This window comes from Constrictibacter sp. MBR-5 (assembly GCF_040549485.1).
Taxonomy (GTDB): Bacteria; Pseudomonadota; Alphaproteobacteria; order JAJUGE01; family JAJUGE01; genus Constrictibacter.
On record NZ_JBEPTK010000001.1, the window covers coordinates 766,836 to 781,433 of the forward strand.

The 14,598-nt window shown below is 70.4% G+C and carries 10 protein-coding genes; 6 read left to right on the plus strand and 4 right to left on the minus strand.

Annotated elements, in window-relative coordinates; translation table 11 throughout:
• Positions 1 to 2: 2 nt before the first annotated feature.
• Positions 3 to 677: a thiaminase II gene (gene tenA, locus ABIE65_RS03720; protein ID WP_354075586.1), complete on the minus strand. Its 675-nt coding sequence runs from the start codon at positions 675 to 677 to the stop codon at positions 3 to 5.
• Positions 678 to 681: 4 nt separating this feature from the next.
• Entirely contained in the window at positions 682 to 1,011 is a 330-nt protein-coding gene (locus ABIE65_RS03725; protein ID WP_354075588.1) for a ferredoxin family 2Fe-2S iron-sulfur cluster binding protein, read from the minus strand.
• A gap of 184 nt (positions 1,012 to 1,195) precedes the next feature.
• Between ABIE65_RS03725 and ABIE65_RS03730 the strand changes: the two genes are divergently transcribed.
• The 3 genes from ABIE65_RS03730 to ABIE65_RS03740 all read left to right on the plus strand — a co-directional run bounded on the left by ABIE65_RS03730 (position 1,196) and on the right by ABIE65_RS03740 (position 4,944).
• Positions 1,196 to 1,912, plus strand: a complete 717-nt coding sequence (locus ABIE65_RS03730) for an extensin-like domain-containing protein (RefSeq protein ID WP_354075589.1) — start codon at positions 1,196 to 1,198, stop codon at positions 1,910 to 1,912.
• 96 nt (positions 1,913 to 2,008) lie between these two features.
• Complete coding sequence (locus ABIE65_RS03735; RefSeq protein WP_354075590.1) at positions 2,009 to 4,153, plus strand: VTT domain-containing protein; 2,145 nt, start codon at positions 2,009 to 2,011, stop codon at positions 4,151 to 4,153.
• The gene (locus tag ABIE65_RS03740; RefSeq protein ID WP_354075592.1) at positions 4,150 to 4,944 is read left to right on the plus strand and encodes an endonuclease/exonuclease/phosphatase family protein; all 795 of its coding nucleotides are present in this window, start codon (positions 4,150 to 4,152) and stop codon (positions 4,942 to 4,944) included. Before ABIE65_RS03735 ends, ABIE65_RS03740 begins: the two co-directional genes overlap by 4 nt.
• Here ABIE65_RS03740 and ABIE65_RS03745 read toward each other — a convergent pair.
• Positions 4,880 to 5,725: a universal stress protein gene (locus tag ABIE65_RS03745; RefSeq protein ID WP_354075593.1), complete on the minus strand. Its 846-nt coding sequence runs from the start codon at positions 5,723 to 5,725 to the stop codon at positions 4,880 to 4,882. The two genes, ABIE65_RS03740 and ABIE65_RS03745, sit on opposite strands and share 65 nt — an antisense overlap.
• A 71-nt stretch (positions 5,726 to 5,796) precedes the next feature.
• The gene (corA, locus tag ABIE65_RS03750; RefSeq protein ID WP_354075594.1) at positions 5,797 to 6,930 is read right to left on the minus strand and encodes a magnesium/cobalt transporter CorA; all 1,134 of its coding nucleotides are present in this window, start codon (positions 6,928 to 6,930) and stop codon (positions 5,797 to 5,799) included.
• Between the two features lie 140 nt (positions 6,931 to 7,070).
• On the opposite strand from corA, the gene ABIE65_RS03755 reads away from it, so the two are divergent.
• The 3 genes from ABIE65_RS03755 (at position 7,071) to ABIE65_RS03765 (ending at position 14,527) form a co-directional block, all read left to right on the plus strand.
• Positions 7,071 to 8,945 carry an autotransporter assembly complex protein TamA gene (locus ABIE65_RS03755; protein WP_354075596.1) on the plus strand — a complete coding sequence of 625 codons (1,875 nt, stop codon included), beginning with the start codon at positions 7,071 to 7,073 and terminating at the stop codon, positions 8,943 to 8,945.
• 5 nt (positions 8,946 to 8,950) lie between these two features.
• Positions 8,951 to 13,309 (plus strand): translocation/assembly module TamB domain-containing protein, encoded by a 4,359-nt coding sequence (locus ABIE65_RS03760; RefSeq protein WP_354075598.1) that lies wholly within the window; start codon positions 8,951 to 8,953, stop codon positions 13,307 to 13,309.
• A gap of 177 nt (positions 13,310 to 13,486) precedes the next feature.
• Positions 13,487 to 14,527: a TRAP transporter substrate-binding protein gene (locus tag ABIE65_RS03765; RefSeq protein WP_354075599.1), complete on the plus strand. Its 1,041-nt coding sequence runs from the start codon at positions 13,487 to 13,489 to the stop codon at positions 14,525 to 14,527.
• The last annotated feature ends 71 nt before the right edge of the window (positions 14,528 to 14,598 follow it).

The window sequence follows — 14,598 nt, forward strand, 5'->3', positions numbered from 1 at the left end:
GGCTACCGGGCCGGGTTCAGGCCCATCTCCCAGAAGGCGATTTCCGCGACCGTCGCCTGCCGAAAGGTGCGGGCCAGCAGGTCGAAGCGGCCCTCGCCGCCGCGGATCGCCAGCAGCCGGTCGAGCTGTTCGGCGGCACCGCGCGCCACCTCCTGATAGTCCTCGCCCGCATACATCTCGATCCACGGCAGGTAGGGATTGCCCTCCCGCCGGGTCTGCGGATCGGCCGCGAGCCAGGCGCCGATCTCGGCGTAGCCGATGACGCACGGCACCAGCGCCGTGTGCAGGTCGAGCAGGTCGCCCGCCATGCCGCGCTCCAGGACGAAGCGCGTATAGGCGATGGTCGCCGGATCCTCCGGCAGCGCGGCCATCTCGGCCTCGGTCATGCCCCAGCCGGCGCAGAAGCGCACGTGCAGGCTCATCTCGGTGTCGAGCAGCACGGAGACCGACCGCGCCGCCCGCCGCATGTCCTCCAGCGTGTCCGCCTTGTAGACCGCGAGCGCATAGGCACGGGCGAAGTGGATCAGGAACAGGTAATCCTGGCCCAGATAGTGCCGGAAGCACGCCTGGGGCAGCGTGCCGGCGCCCAGTTCCCGGACGAAGCGGTGACGCGTGTACGCCGCCCACTCCGCCGGGCAGGACGCCTTCAGTCGCTCGAACAGTCCGTCGCCGGCCACCGGCTCAGCCCATCGCGCTGCGGGTCTCGGACGGCAGGCTGACGACGAGCCCGTCGAGATCGTCGGTCACGGTGATCTGGCACCCGAGACGCGAGGTCGGCGTCAGGCCGAAGGCGAGGTCGAGCATGTCCTCCTCGTCCTCGCTCGGCTCGTCGAGCCGCTCCGACCATTCGGGATCCACGATGACATGGCAGGTCGAGCAGGCGAGCGAGCCCTCGCAGGCGCCCTCGATGTCGATGTCGAACTTGCGCGCGATCTCCAGGATCGTCAGGCCGGACTGCGGTTCGACGTCACGCTTGCGCCCATCCGGGTAGATGAAAGTGACTTTCGGCATGGTTCCTCGCTGGCTGGCCGACACGTCATAGCGTCGCAGGGGCCCGCCGGAAAGCCCCGAACATAAGCCCCGAGCGCACCCCAAGGCGGGTGGATACCGGCCGGATGCGGGCTATGTAGCGATGCAGCGCCGGAGAACACACCGGCAGCAGCCCCCTTTTCCCGATTTTTCCGTCGATTGCCGTTTGACCGACACCCGACCCGGACGCCGGCCACGGATCCTCGCCGCCACGCTCTTCGCGATCGTCGTCGCGGCGGCAGTGACCTGGCCCTACTGGCCGACCGTGCCGCCGCGCTGGCTGCCCTGGACGCCGCTCGACATCGCCGATGCGCCGAACATGCTGACCGGCATCAAGCTGGCGCGGCTCGGCAGCGACGGCGTCGCCTGCCGTGCCGTGCTGCATGCCGCCGGACTCGGCTTCGAACCGGTGCCCGACCGCAGCACCGGGCCGGGCTGCGGCTTCGAGAATGCCGGACGCGCCGGCCGCGGCCTGACGATCTCCGGCAGCGTGACCGCCACCTGCCCGCTCGTCGTCTCCTGGGCCCTGTTCGAGCGGCACGCGCTGCAGCCTGCGGCGGAGCGGCATTTCGGCAGCCGCGTCAGCACCGCGCGCCACTACGGGACCTACGCCTGCCGCAATGTCTACGGCCGGAGCTCGGGACGCCGCAGCCAGCACGCCACGGCGAACGCGATCGACATCGCCGGCTTCACCCTCGACGACGGTACGACCGTCTCTTTGCAGCGTGACTGGAACGGCCCCGATGGCGACAAGGCGGCGTTCCTGGCCGATGTCCGTGACGGCGCCTGCCGCTTCTTCCGCGGTGTGCTGGGTCCTGACTACAACGCGGCGCACCGCGACCACTTCCACTTCGACCGCGGCCGCTGGAACGCCTGCCGCTGAGGCCGGTGGCCCTGGAGGCCCCGGCACCCGGTCCCGAACCGGGGTCGCCGCCCAGCGTTATGTCCCTGTTCCCTTTTCCCCGGAGTGACCAGCCACGTGAATCCACGCGATCCCCGGACGGCCGAGGCGGCACCGCCCCCGCTGGACGCATGGCGCACCGAGACGGCGACCCGGGCGACGGTCCTGCGCGACGCCGCCACCTATTTCGGCGTGCTGCGCAAGGCGCTGCTGGCGGCGGAGCGGGAGGTGGCGATCGTCGGCTGGGACATCGACAGCCGCACCCCGCTGGTCGGCGAGAGCGGCGAGCCCGACGACGCCCTGCCGCGCGAACTGAGCGCGTTCCTCAGCGCGCTGGTGAAGCGCCGCCCGAAGCTGAGGGTCCGCCTGCTGCTGTGGGACTATTCGGTGCTGTTCACGGCCGAGCGCGAGGCGATGGCGAGCTACACGCTGGGCTGGAGCACGCCGCGCCAGATCACCTTCTGCTTCGACGACTGCGTGCCGCTCGGCGCGTCGCATCACCAGAAGATCGTCCTGATCGACGACGCGGTCGCGTTCAGCGGCGGCATCGACCTCGCCATCCGTCGCTGGGACACGCCGGCGCACCGGGTGAAGGAGCCGCGCCGCGTCGATCCGGCCGGCAAGCCCTACCGCCCGTTTCACGACGTCCAGATGATGGTCGAGGGGCCGGCCGCACGCGCGATCGGCGATCTCGTCCGCAAACGCTGGCGCGCCGCCCGCTGCGAGACCCTGCAGGCACAGCCCGCCCCCGCGACGTCGCCCTGGCCCGCGGACGTGGCGCCGGATTTCCGAGACTGCCAGGTCTCGATCGCCCGCACACTGCCGGCCTTCCAGGGCGAGAGCGAGGTCCGCGAGGTCGAGCGGTGGTTCCTCGGCATGATCGCGCGGGCGGAACGCACGCTCTACATCGAGAACCAGTTCGTCACCGCGCCGAAACTGGCGAAGGCGATCGCGGCGCGGATCCGGGAGCGCCCCGAACTGGAAGTGCTCATCGTCGCCCCCCAGCAGTATCAGTCTTGGCTGGAATCGAAGACGATGCGCACGGGACGGATCGGCTTCGTCCAGGTGCTCGAGCGCGCCGGCGTGTCGGATCGCATCCGGCTGCTCACCCCGCTGGTCGAGGAAGACGGCGAACGCGCCGCCGTCATGGTCCACGCCAAGATCATGATCGTCGACGACACCTTCCTGCGGGTGGGCTCGGCCAACCTCAACAACCGCTCCCTCGGCACCGACACGGAATGCGACCTGATCGTCCACGGCACGGAGGAGCGACATCGCAAGGCGATCCGGGACGTGCGCGACGCACTGCTCGGCGAGCATCTGGGCGCCGAGGGCGCCACGGTGACGCAGGCGGTGGCCGATACGGGGTCCCTTTTCGGCGCGATCGACCGCCTCAACGGCGGGCCGCACCGCCTCGCCCCCTTGAAGGACGGCGAGATCGAGGATCGCGACGCCGCCGCGGCCATGGCGGCGGTCGCCGATCCCGAACGCCCCATCGACCCGGAGGTCTTCGTCGACATGATGGCCGAACGGCGCCCGGTACGGCGCAACCTTTCGGGCATCGCCCGGCTCACCCTGATCGCCGCGGCGGTCGCCGCCCTGGTCCTGGTCTGGCAGGTGACGCCGCTCCGCGAATATGCCGATTTCGCGACGGTCGAGCGCGCCGTCGCCACGATCGCGTCCGATCCGCTGGCGCCGGCCTACGTGATTCTCGGCTTCGTCGTCTCCGGCCTGGTCGCGTTTCCGGTCATGATCGCGATCGCCGTCACCGCCGTGACCTTCGGTGCATGGCTGGGGCTCGCCTATGCGGCGACCGGCGCGCTCGCCAGCGCCCTCGTCACCTACGGCGTGGGCGCGCTCGTCGGTGCGGGGCTCATCGAAAGCCTCCTCGGCCGCCGCTTCACCCGCATCAGCCGGCGCATCAAGGACAAGGGCATCCTGGCCGTCGCCGCGATCCGAATGGTTCCGATCGCTCCCTTCACGGTGATCAACCTGCTGGCCGGCGCCAGCCGCATCCGGCTGCGCGACTACACGATCGGCACGATGCTCGGCCTCACGCCGGGGCTCCTCGTCATCGCGCCGCTCGGACGGCAGGCGTACGAGGTGCTGACCGACCCGTCGATCGAGGACACGCTGATGCTCCTCGGACTGGCGCTCGTCTGGCTGACCGTGTCCTTTGGTCTGCAGCGCGTCGTCTCCCGCTACGAGAGATCGAATCGTTGACGGACAAGGGTTTGCGTACGATCCGGCTGATGAGCTGGAACATCCACGGCTGCGCGGGATCGGACGGGCTGCGGGACGCCGACAGGATCGTCGCACTGATCGACGAGATCGGGCCGGACGTGCTCGCGGTGCAGGAGGTCGACACGCGCTGCACCGGCGCCGGCGGCGAGGCACTCGTGGCGCTTCTCGCCGACGCGGTGGGCGAGCACCGGGCCGAAGCCTATACCCTGGTCGAGCCCGACGGCGAATACGGCCAGGCGCTGTTCAGCCGCCTGCCGCTGTTCGAGCACACGACCCACGACGTCTCGTGGCGCCGGCGCGAGCCGCGCCGCGTCATCGACGTGACCGTGGCAGCCGCCGGCTCGCGACTGCGCGTGCTGGCCACGCATCTTGGCCTGTCCCTGCGCGAGCGGCGCTTTCAGGCGGAACGCCTGGATCAGGCACTCGGGCCGCGGGTGGACGTGCCCACCGTCGTGCTCGGCGACTTCAACGACTGGCTGCCCTACGGGACGGTGTACCGGCGGCTGATCCCCAGGCTGCCGGTGGTGACGGACATCCGCACGTTTCCGGCCCGTCTGCCGCTGCTGACGCTCGACAGGATCTACGCCTCGAGCGAGCTGCAGCTGCTCGCCCCCCGGACGCTCCGCCATGCGAGGCGCGCTTCGGACCACCTGCCGGTGATCGCCGACCTCGTGCTGCCGGAGGCCCGGGACACGGGCGCGGAGCTCAGTGCATCATCAGGACCGGAATGGGCGACTGCGCCATCACCGTCCGCGTCGCACCGGCGATGACCATCTGGCGGATGCGCATGTGCGTAAAGGCGCCCATCACCAGCAGGCCGGCCCCCTGCTCCTTGCAGGTCTCGAGGATGAGCGAGCCGGTGGGGTCGTCGAACAGGCCGCCCGACTCGGACTTGACCGTCAGGGCCTCGGCCGACAGGCCGTGCGCGGCGAGATAGTCGCGCACCCCGACCGGCTCGCCCTCGCCGACGGCGAGAATGATCGTCCGCTGCGCGCCGCGCAGGAACGGCATCGCCGCCTTCAGCGCCCGCGCCGCCTCCGGGCTGTCGTTCCACGCGACGATCACCGTGCCGCGGTGCTCGGGCTTCGTCGCCGTCTCGGGCGGCACGAGATAGACGGGCCGGCCGGATTCGAACAGCACCGCCTCGATGTCGCGCTCGGTGGAGGAGGAGACGCCCTCGCCCGGCCGGGGGAACAGGACCAGGTCGGCGAGCCGTGCCCGCGCCGCGAGAATGTCGGCCTCCGAGCCGGTGGTCACGTCGAGGGTCGCATCGCTGCGGCCGGCCGCGACCTCGTCGAACAGGGCGCGCGCGCGCCGCTCGCGCTCCTGCGCCTCCGCCTCGGCCGCCTCGAGGATCATCTCCATTCCGGCGCCGGATCCGGCGCCGGCGGCGCCCGCCCCGGCATAGGCGATCGACATGGTGGGGTCTTGGTGGATGTGCGCGACCGCGAGCGACGCCTCAAACTGCGTCGCGAGATCGAGCCCCGCGACCAGCACGTCGCGCGACGGCACCTGCCCCGTCAGCGGAACCAGTATCTTCTTGATGCTCATCGCGTCCTCATCCGATCAGTGCACTGAACCGAAACGCATCCTCGCCTGCCGCGTTCCGGGCAATCCGGCGGCTACCGGCGTCCCCGCCTGCGCCCGTCGATCCGCGTCTCCCGCCGCAGCCAGCCCTTGCGCCAGAACACGAGGAGGAAAGCGAACGCGACCGCCGTCATGAGGCCGAGCGCGAAGGGATAACCAAAGTACCACCGCAACTCCGGCATGTTCCAGGGCGACTCGGAGGTCTCGAAGTTCATGCCGTAGACGCTGGCGATGAAGCCGAGCGGGATGAAGATCGTCGCGATGATGGTCAGGACCTTCATCACCTCGTTCATCCGGTTGCTCACCGCCATCATGTGCAGGTCGAACAGGCTGCTGCTGACCTCGCGATAGACCTCGGTCATGTCGATCAGCTGGACGAGATGGTCGTAGCAGTCGCGCAGGTAGACCCGCGTCTGTGCCGTCACCGGCGGCATCTCGTCGCGCAGCAGCGCACCGATCATCTCGCGTTGCGGCCAGAGGGTGCGGCGCACCAGCAGCAGGTCGCGCTTGACTGCATGCACTTCCCCAACGATCTCGCCCGACGGCTCGCGTATCGCGCGGTCTTCGAGCGCCTCGACGACCTCGCCGTGGGTCTCCAGCACGGGAAAGAACCCGTCGATCATCGCGTCGAGCAGCGCATAGGCCAGATAATCCGCGCCGTTCGCCCGAAAACGGCCGGAACTGCCCTGGATGCGCTGGCGGATCGGGTCGAAGCAGTCGCCCGGCCGTTCCTGGAACGAGAGCACGAAGCCTGTGCCCAGGAAGAGCGACAATTGCTCAGCGACGAAAGGCCGGACCGTCTCCGCCATCTGCGTGACGATGAACAGGTGGTCGCCGTAGCTTTCCACCTTCGGCCGCTGGTGCGTGCTCAGCACGTCCTCCAGCGCCAGCGGATGCAGCCCGAACTCGGCTCCGAGCCGGCGCAGCAGCGCCACATCGCCCAGGCCGTCGACGTCGACCCAGATCACCGGCCATTGCGCGCGCAGCGCTGCGATCTCGTCGGGATCGGCATGCTCGCGGTCGATCACGCCGTCGGGCCCGTAGGCGATGATCCGGATCGCAGGGGGGCGCGCGTCCGGCGCGGCGGCGAGCGTTCCGGGCGCCGAGCCGGGGATGCTCCGCCGTCGGTGGAATAGGCGTCCGGTCCTAGAGGCTTGTGCCCGGCTCATCGCGCTCCATCTCCCCAAAGTCGCAAACACCCGGAACCGGGCATGTTGATGTGGTGTTGCCCCCGGGAACGGTCCGGCAGATTCTCGTCTCCGGCGATCCTACGGGAAGTCGCAAGTTGAAGGTGAGACGAGGTGGTTGCATGAGAAAGGCCGGCGGAGCCGGAAACGCGCCGGACCTGGAACCGGGCACGGTACGGGGAAGGTGGATCTCGGTCGCCCGGGCCGTTGCCGTCTCGTCCCTCGTCGTCTCCGGCTGCAGCACCGGTGCCGACGAACCGCCCCCGTCGGCCGCCGCCTCGGTCCAGGAGCCCGCGGGACGGGCAATCCCGTACGACGTGGACATCGACGGCGTGGAAGGCGATCTGGACGGGCTCCTGCGGGAGTCCGCCGAGTTGATCACCCTGAAGGACAATCCGCCCCTCACCATGGCCCGTCTGCGCGCGCGCGCCGAGGGCGACGTCGCGACCTTCGAGCGCGTGCTGCGCTCGCGCGGGTACTACGCGTCGAAGATCGCCATCGACATCGACGACAAGGCGAGGCCCGTCGACATCGACATCGACGTGACGCCGGGCCCGCAGTACCGGCTGGACCGCTACGCCCTGGACTACAAGGGAGGCGCGCCGGACGGCGTGCCGAAGGAACCGGCGGACATCGGAATCGAACTGGGCACGCCGGCGGAGTCGTCCAAGGTGGTGGACGCCCAGGCGCGACTGCTCACGCGGCTCGGCGAGACCGGCTACCCGCTCGCAGAGGTCACCGACCGCGAGGCCATCGTCGACCACGACAAGAAGGCGTTGCTGGTCACCCTGAAGATCGATCCGGGCACCCGGGCGAGCTACGGCCAGGTCAAGGTCCAGGGACTGAACCGCACAGAGGAGGGCTATGTCCAGCGCCTCGTCGACCTGCGCAGGGGCTCGACCTGGGACCAGCGCCAGGTCGAGACGGCGCGCACGCGCCTCGCCGGCACCGGCCTGTTCGAGAGCGTCGCCATCGATCGCGCGGACGAGGCCGGCCCGGACGGGCAGCTGCCGCTGACGGTGCGGCTGAGCGAACGCGCGCCGCGGACGATCGGCGGCAGCCTGACCTATGGATCGTCCGAGGGCGCCGCGGCCGAGGTGTATTGGGAGCACCGCAACCTCTCCGGCCGCAACGAGAAGCTCCGCTTCACCGGCACCGTCGCTGAGCTGGAACAGGGGGTGGCGGCCTCCTTCCGCAAGCCGAACTGGCGGCGGCTCGACCAGGATCTGCTCGCCGACGCCGAGGCGAAGCGGACGACCTACGACGCCTATGACGAGATGACGATCAACAGCTCGATCGGCGCCAGCCGGAAGTGGGGCGGCGTCTGGACGGGCACGGTGGCGACCGGCCTCGAATACTCGATCATCGACGACGACGGCGAGAAGGAGAAGTTCCTGCTCGCCAGCCTGCCCGCCAGCCTCGCGCGCGATACCACGGACAGCCTGCTCGACCCGACCCGCGGCTCCAGGCTCGCCTTCACCGTGACGCCCTATGTCGGGACCGGCGAGCGCGACCTCGCCTTCCTGGCCGCGACGATCGGCGGCTCGAGCTATTACCGCATCGACGAGGAGGGCCGCTTCGTCGCCGCCGGCCGCGCCAAGCTGGGCAGCCTCGTCGGCGCCGGCACCGAGGACATCCCCGCGACCAAGCGCTTCTACGCCGGCGGCGGCGGCTCGGTGCGCGGCTACGCGTTCCAGGCCGCGGGTCCGCTCGACGACGACGACGATCCGGTGGGCGGCCGCTCGCTGATCGAGATCGGCGCCGAGATGCGCATCAAGATCACCGAGAGCATCGGCATCGTCCCCTTCATCGACGGCGGCTCCGTCTTCGACGACCCCTATCCGACCAATTTCAGCGACCTGCTCTGGGCCGCCGGCCTGGGCGGGCGCTACTACACGGCGCTGGGGCCGATCCGACTCGACGTGGCCTTCCCGCTGAACGGCCGCGATTCCGACGATTTCTTCCAGTTCTACGTGAGCATCGGACAGGCCTTCTGATCGGTATGCGCAAAGCCGTACGCGTCATCCTCTACACGCTGGGCGGGTTCCTCGCGCTCGTCGTCGTCGCCGTGCTCGCGGTCTTCGCCGTGCTCCGCACCGAGGCCGGACGCGACTGGCTGGCCGCGACGATCAGCGACGCCGCCTCGACGCCCGGCCAGATGGAGCTGCGCATCGGCGCCATCGACGGCCCCCTGCCCGGCAGCATCGGCGTGCGCGATCTTCAGATCGCCGATGCCGACGGCGTATGGCTCACGCTGGAGCGCGCGCGCCTGAACTGGGACCCGCTGGCGCTGTTCGCCGGCCGGGTCGCGGTCGACCTGATCGACGTGGACGGGGCGCATGTGCGCCGCCTTCCCGCCGGCGGCCCGCCGCCGGCCGAGGAACAGCCGACCGATTTCACGCTGCCCTCGGTGCCCGTCGACATCGTCGTCCGCCGGCTCAAGGTCGACGGCGTCCGCCTCGACGAGCCGGTGGCGGGGATGCCGGTGACGCTGCGCGCCGAAGGCCAGCTGGCGGCGGCCGAGGCCGGCGAGATCCGCACCGACCTGGTCGTGGAACGCACCGACGGCAGCGCCGGCAAGCTCGTGCTGAACGCCACGATGGAGCCCGGTGACCGGACCATCGACCTGGAAGCGGTGCTGACCGAACCGGAGGGCGGCCTGATCGCCCGCACGCTGGCCGTGCCCGGCCTGCCGCCGGTCACCGTTCGCCTCACCGGCGGCGGTCCGATCGAGCAGGTCGCCGGTACGCTGACCGCCGCCATGGGCGACGACCTGGGCGCCGATCTCGAATATCGCGTCGCCTATTCCCCCGAGAACATCGGCTTCGCCCTGACCGGCAAGGCGCGTGTCGCCCCGTTGGTGCCGGAACCGCATCGCGCGGCCGTTTCGGGCGGCTTCGGAATCGATCTCGCAGCCGCCCTCGCAGGCCAGACGGTGACGCTGCAGCGCCTGTCGGCCGCGTCCGATGCGGTCTCCCTGACGGCCGAGGGAACGGCGGTCCTCGACGCCGGGACGCTGGACATGCAGGTCGGCGTCGGGCTGAAGCAGCCCGAACTGATCGCGCTCTATGCGCCGGAGGTGTCGGCCGAAGAGGTCGCCCTGCAGGCTCACGTCACCGGCAGCTTCGATCGTCCGCGCCTTCATCTGGAGGCCGAGGCGGGGCGGGTGACGCTTCCCGCCGCGACGGTCGCGGGCCTGACCGCCACGATCGAGGCGGAGCCGCAGAAGCCGCTGAGCGACGGCCTCGCCGTCTCCTTCCGCGCCGTGGCGCTCGCGACCCGGCTGGTTCCCGCCCAGGCGCCCGAGGCTGCCGGTCCGATGTTCCTCAACGTCGCCGGCACGGCCGACATGGAGGCGAGCCGGGTCACCATCGAGCGGCTGGCGCTGTCCCACGCGCTGGCCAAGGCTGAGGGATCGGCCGTCGCAACGCTCGAACCCCTCGGCCTCGAGGCGAAGCTGGCGCTCGACGCGCCCAGCCTAGCGCCCCTGTCGGTGCTCGCCGGCATGCCGGTCGCCGGTGCGGCGCAGGTGACGGTCGATGCGACGGTGGCCGCCGGCGGGCAGTCGGTCGACGCCACGGTCGACGGCACCGTGCGAAACCTCCAGCTGCCGACGGTCCCGGCGGCCGCGGCGCTCGCGGGCGAAACCGCAACCCTGCAGGCGAAGGTGCAGACGGCCGCCGACAGCAACCATCGCGTCGACGCGACGCTGGCCACGGCGGCGGCCGAGGTGAAGGTCGAAGGCACGATCGCGTCGGCGTTCGACACGCTCGACATCGGCTATCGGGTCGCCGTGCCGCAACTGGCGGCGCTGACCCCCATCACCGGCACCGACCTCGCCGGTACGGCGGAACTGACCGGCCGCGCGACCGGTCCCGTCGCCAGTCCGACGGTCGTCGCCACGCTCGACGGCAAGGACGTCGGCGTCGCCGGGCAGGGGCTGGGCGCGGTGCGTGCGGAGGTGCGTGCCGAGGACGTCGCGGGCGCCGCGAAGGGCAGCCTCTCCTTCCGCGCGGCGCCGCCCCAAGGCGCCGTGACCCTCGCGACCGACTTCGCCAAGAGCGACACCGCGGTGAGGCTGGACAATCTCAGGATCGGCGCGCCGGGCGGCAGCCTGGCGGGCCAGGTGACCGCACCGCTGAACGGCGCGCCGGCACAGGGCACCATCGCCGGCCGCTTCCAGGACATCGCGCCGCTGCTCGCCCTCGGCGGCATGGACGGATCGGGCGCCTTGAACCTCTCGATCGAGCTTTCGGGCGAGAACGGCGCGCAGGCGGCCGACGCCGACGTCGAACTGTCGCGTTTCCGGCTCCAGGGCGGCGGCGAGCCGCTGCAGGTCGCCAGCGTCGATCTGGAGGCCAAGGCGGTTCTGGCGGAGACGCCCCGGGGCAACATGACGCTGACACTGTCCGGGCTGAACGCCGGCGGCAGCAGGGTCGACCGCCTGACCCTGCGTGCCCGCGGCGCGCAGTCGGGCGCCGACTTCGAACTCGCCACCAACGGCGAGGCGACCGTGCCCTTCCGCATCGAGGCCGCCGGCAACGCGGGATATGCGGAGGGCGCCGCGACCGTCCGGCTCGACCGGCTGACGGGGACGCTGCGCAACGAGCGCCTGCGCCTGCGTCGGCCCGCACGCATCGTCGCGGCACCGGGCGGCATCGAAGTCGACGACCTGAACCTCGCCCTCGCCTCAGGCTCGCTCACCGCCGATGCGACGATGCGGGCCGACCGATTCGAGGGCACCCTGCAGGTAAACGCCCTGCCGCTGGCGCTCGCCCGCCTCGCCTCCCCCGATACCGACGTGCAGGGCCGGGTCTCGGGCCGTGTCAGCCTGTCCGGCTCGGCCGCCGCGCCGCGCGGCACCGCCGCGTTCGACTTCACGGACGTGCGCTACGGCGGTGCGAACGAGCTGCCGCCGATCGACGCGCGCATCGAGGCCGACTGGCGCGACGGCACGCTGGACACGACGGCGCGCATCAGCGGCTTCGACGGACCGCCCATCGCGATCACGGCGGCGGTGCCGCTGCGCATGGACGCGCAGGCGATGGTGCCCTTCGTTCCGCAGGACGGACCGCTGCAGGCTTCCCTGCGGTGGAACGGCCAGATCGCGCCGCTCTTCCTGCTGCTGCCGCTCGACGGGCACCAGTTGCGCGGTCGTGCCGACATCGACCTGGGCGTGACGGGAACCGTCGGCGCACCGCGCGCCTCCGGCACGGTGAGCCTGCGGGACGGGGAGTACGAGAACCTCATGACCGGCACCCTGCTCGACAATCTCTCCCTGCGGGCGGAAGCGCGCGGCGATCGCATCACCATCAGCGAACTCTCCGCGACGGACGGTGCCGGCGGCCGGATCTCCGGTTCCGGCTATGCCATGACCGACGGCTCGAACATCGACGTCAGGCTCCAGGCGAACGATGCGGTCGTCGTCCGACGCGACGACGTCACCGCCGCGATCGATGCCGACCTCACCTTCCGCCGTACGCCCGACAGTGCCCGGGCCGCCGGCACGATCACCACGGACACCGTCGAGATCCGGCTCGTCGACAACCTCCCCCCTAGCGTCGTCAATCTGGAGGTGACCGAGCGCGGCGGCGGCCGAAAGCCTCCGGAGCCCGACCTCGAGCCGCAGACGCCCAGCGTCGACGCACCGGACGTGCAGCTCGACATCGCGGTGTCGATGCCGCGGCGCGTGTTCGTGCGCGGCCGCGGGCTGGACTCCGAATGGTCCGGCTCGGTGAAGATCGGCGGCACGGCGAGCCAGCCGGTCATCCGCGGCGAGATCAACTCTGTGCGCGGCAATCTGGACTTCCTCACCCGGGACTTCACGCTGCAGCCGAGCTCGATCGGGATCACCCAGGACACCCGCAACCAGATCGTCGCCAACCTCGACGTGAGCGCGGCGGCGGAGATCGAGGACCTGCAGGCGATCGTCAAGGTCGGCGGCACGGCGGCATCGCCGGAGATCCAGTTCACCTCCAACCCGCCGCGGCCGCAGGACGAGGTCCTGGCGCTGATCCTGTTCGGCAAGACCACCGCGCAGCTGACGGCGTTCGAGGCGGTCCAGCTGGCCGGCGCCGTGGCGCAGCTCACGAGCGGCGGCGGCGGGGGCATCATGGACTTCGCGCGGTCCGCGCTCGGCGTCGACGTGCTGCGCGTCGGCGGCACCGGGGAGGGCGGACCGACGATCCAGGCCGGCCGCTACATCGCCAAGGACGTCTTCGTCGGCGTCGAACAGGGCACGACCGCCGGCTCCAGTGCGGTGTCGGTCGAGGCCGAGATCTTTCCGAACGTGTCCGTGGAGAGCAAGGTCACCCCGGACGGCAACAGCAATGTCGGCCTAAAGATGGAGTGGGACTACTGACGGCGACGCCCGCCGCCTGAACGGCTATCTTTTCGGCAAACGACTACTCGACGTGCAAAAGCCCGTCCGCGGGTCATGAGGATCGTCGGCTGAGCAGCCTTTTGCCTCTATCGTAGTCATGGCGCACGGCTTGCTACACTGGGGCATCGATACGCCCTCGAAGGAGTCTCCCGCCTCATGTTCCGCACCGTCCTCGCCGCCGCCGTCTCGACGGCGCTGCTGGCCGCCCCGGCCCTCGCGGCGGACAAGATCAAGCTCAACGTCGCCGGCAACCTGCTCGCCACCGGCCTCATCCAGAAGAACAAGGAACAGCCGTTCTTCGAGAAGCTGGAAGCGACGACCGGCCTGCCGATCGCCGTCGACTACAAGCCGATGGACGTCACCGGCATCAAGGACGCCGAGGGCCTGCGTGTCCTGAAGGCGGGCCTGTTCGACATCGTCTCGCTGCGCGTCGCCGCCGTCTCGCGCGACGAGCCCTTCTTCCTGGGCGCCGACCTCGTCGGCCTGAACCCGAACTACGACACCGCCGAGAAGGTCTACGAGCGCTACAAGGACGCTTTCGACGCGCGCCTGCAGGAGCGGTTCAACGCCAAGCTGCTCGGCCTCTGGCCGTTCGGCCCGCAGGTGCTGTTCTGCAAGCCCCAGATCTCCGGCCTCGCCGACCTGAAGGGCAAGAAGGTCCGCGTCTACGACCAGAGCCTCGCCCAGTTTATCGAGTCGATCGGCGGCACGCCCGTACCCCTCGGCTTCGGCGAAGTGCAGCAGGCGCTGTCGCGCGGCGTCGTCGACTGCGCCATCACCGGCCCCAGCTCGGCCAATTCCGCCGGCTGGCCGGAGGTCACCGCCTACTTCATGCCGATCGGCTTCCAGGTCGCCTTCAACGCCTACGGCATCAATCTGGACACCTGGAAGAAGTTCACGCCAGAGCAGCAGGCGAAGCTGCAGGGCGCCTTCGACGGCCTGATCAAGGAGATCTGGACCTATTCCGAGGAGCTGTTCGACGACGCGGTGCGCTGCAACGTCGGCGAGGATCCCTGCACCACCGTCAAGAAATTCGACATGAAGAAGGTCCCGGTGACCGAGGCCGACCTGAAGCTCGTGCAGTCGGCAGTGCCGACCATCTCCTATCCCGCATGGTCCACCGTCTGCGACCAGAGCTATCCGGGCTGCGGCGACAAGTGGAAGTCGCTGATCGGCGACGTCGTCGGGATGAAGTGACGGCATGACCCCTCCGGGAGCGTCACGGCGCTCCCGGTCCCTCCCGCGGCCGTTCCGGTGAACGGCCGCTC

Excerpts from the sequence above, each read along its gene's own strand:
- ABIE65_RS03725 (WP_354075588.1), bottom strand. The coding sequence starts at position 1,011 with ATGCCGAAAGTCACTTTCATCTACCCGGATGGGCGCAAGCGTGACGTC.
- ABIE65_RS03745 (WP_354075593.1), bottom strand. The coding sequence starts at position 5,725 with ATGAGCATCAAGAAGATACTGGTTCCGCTGACGGGGCAGGTGCCGTCG.
- corA (WP_354075594.1), bottom strand. The coding sequence starts at position 6,930 with ATGAGCCGGGCACAAGCCTCTAGGACCGGACGCCTATTCCACCGACGG.
- ABIE65_RS03755 (WP_354075596.1), top strand. The coding sequence starts at position 7,071 with ATGAGAAAGGCCGGCGGAGCCGGAAACGCGCCGGACCTGGAACCGGGC.
- ABIE65_RS03760 (WP_354075598.1), top strand. The coding sequence starts at position 8,951 with ATGCGCAAAGCCGTACGCGTCATCCTCTACACGCTGGGCGGGTTCCTC.
- ABIE65_RS03765 (WP_354075599.1), top strand. The coding sequence starts at position 13,487 with ATGTTCCGCACCGTCCTCGCCGCCGCCGTCTCGACGGCGCTGCTGGCC.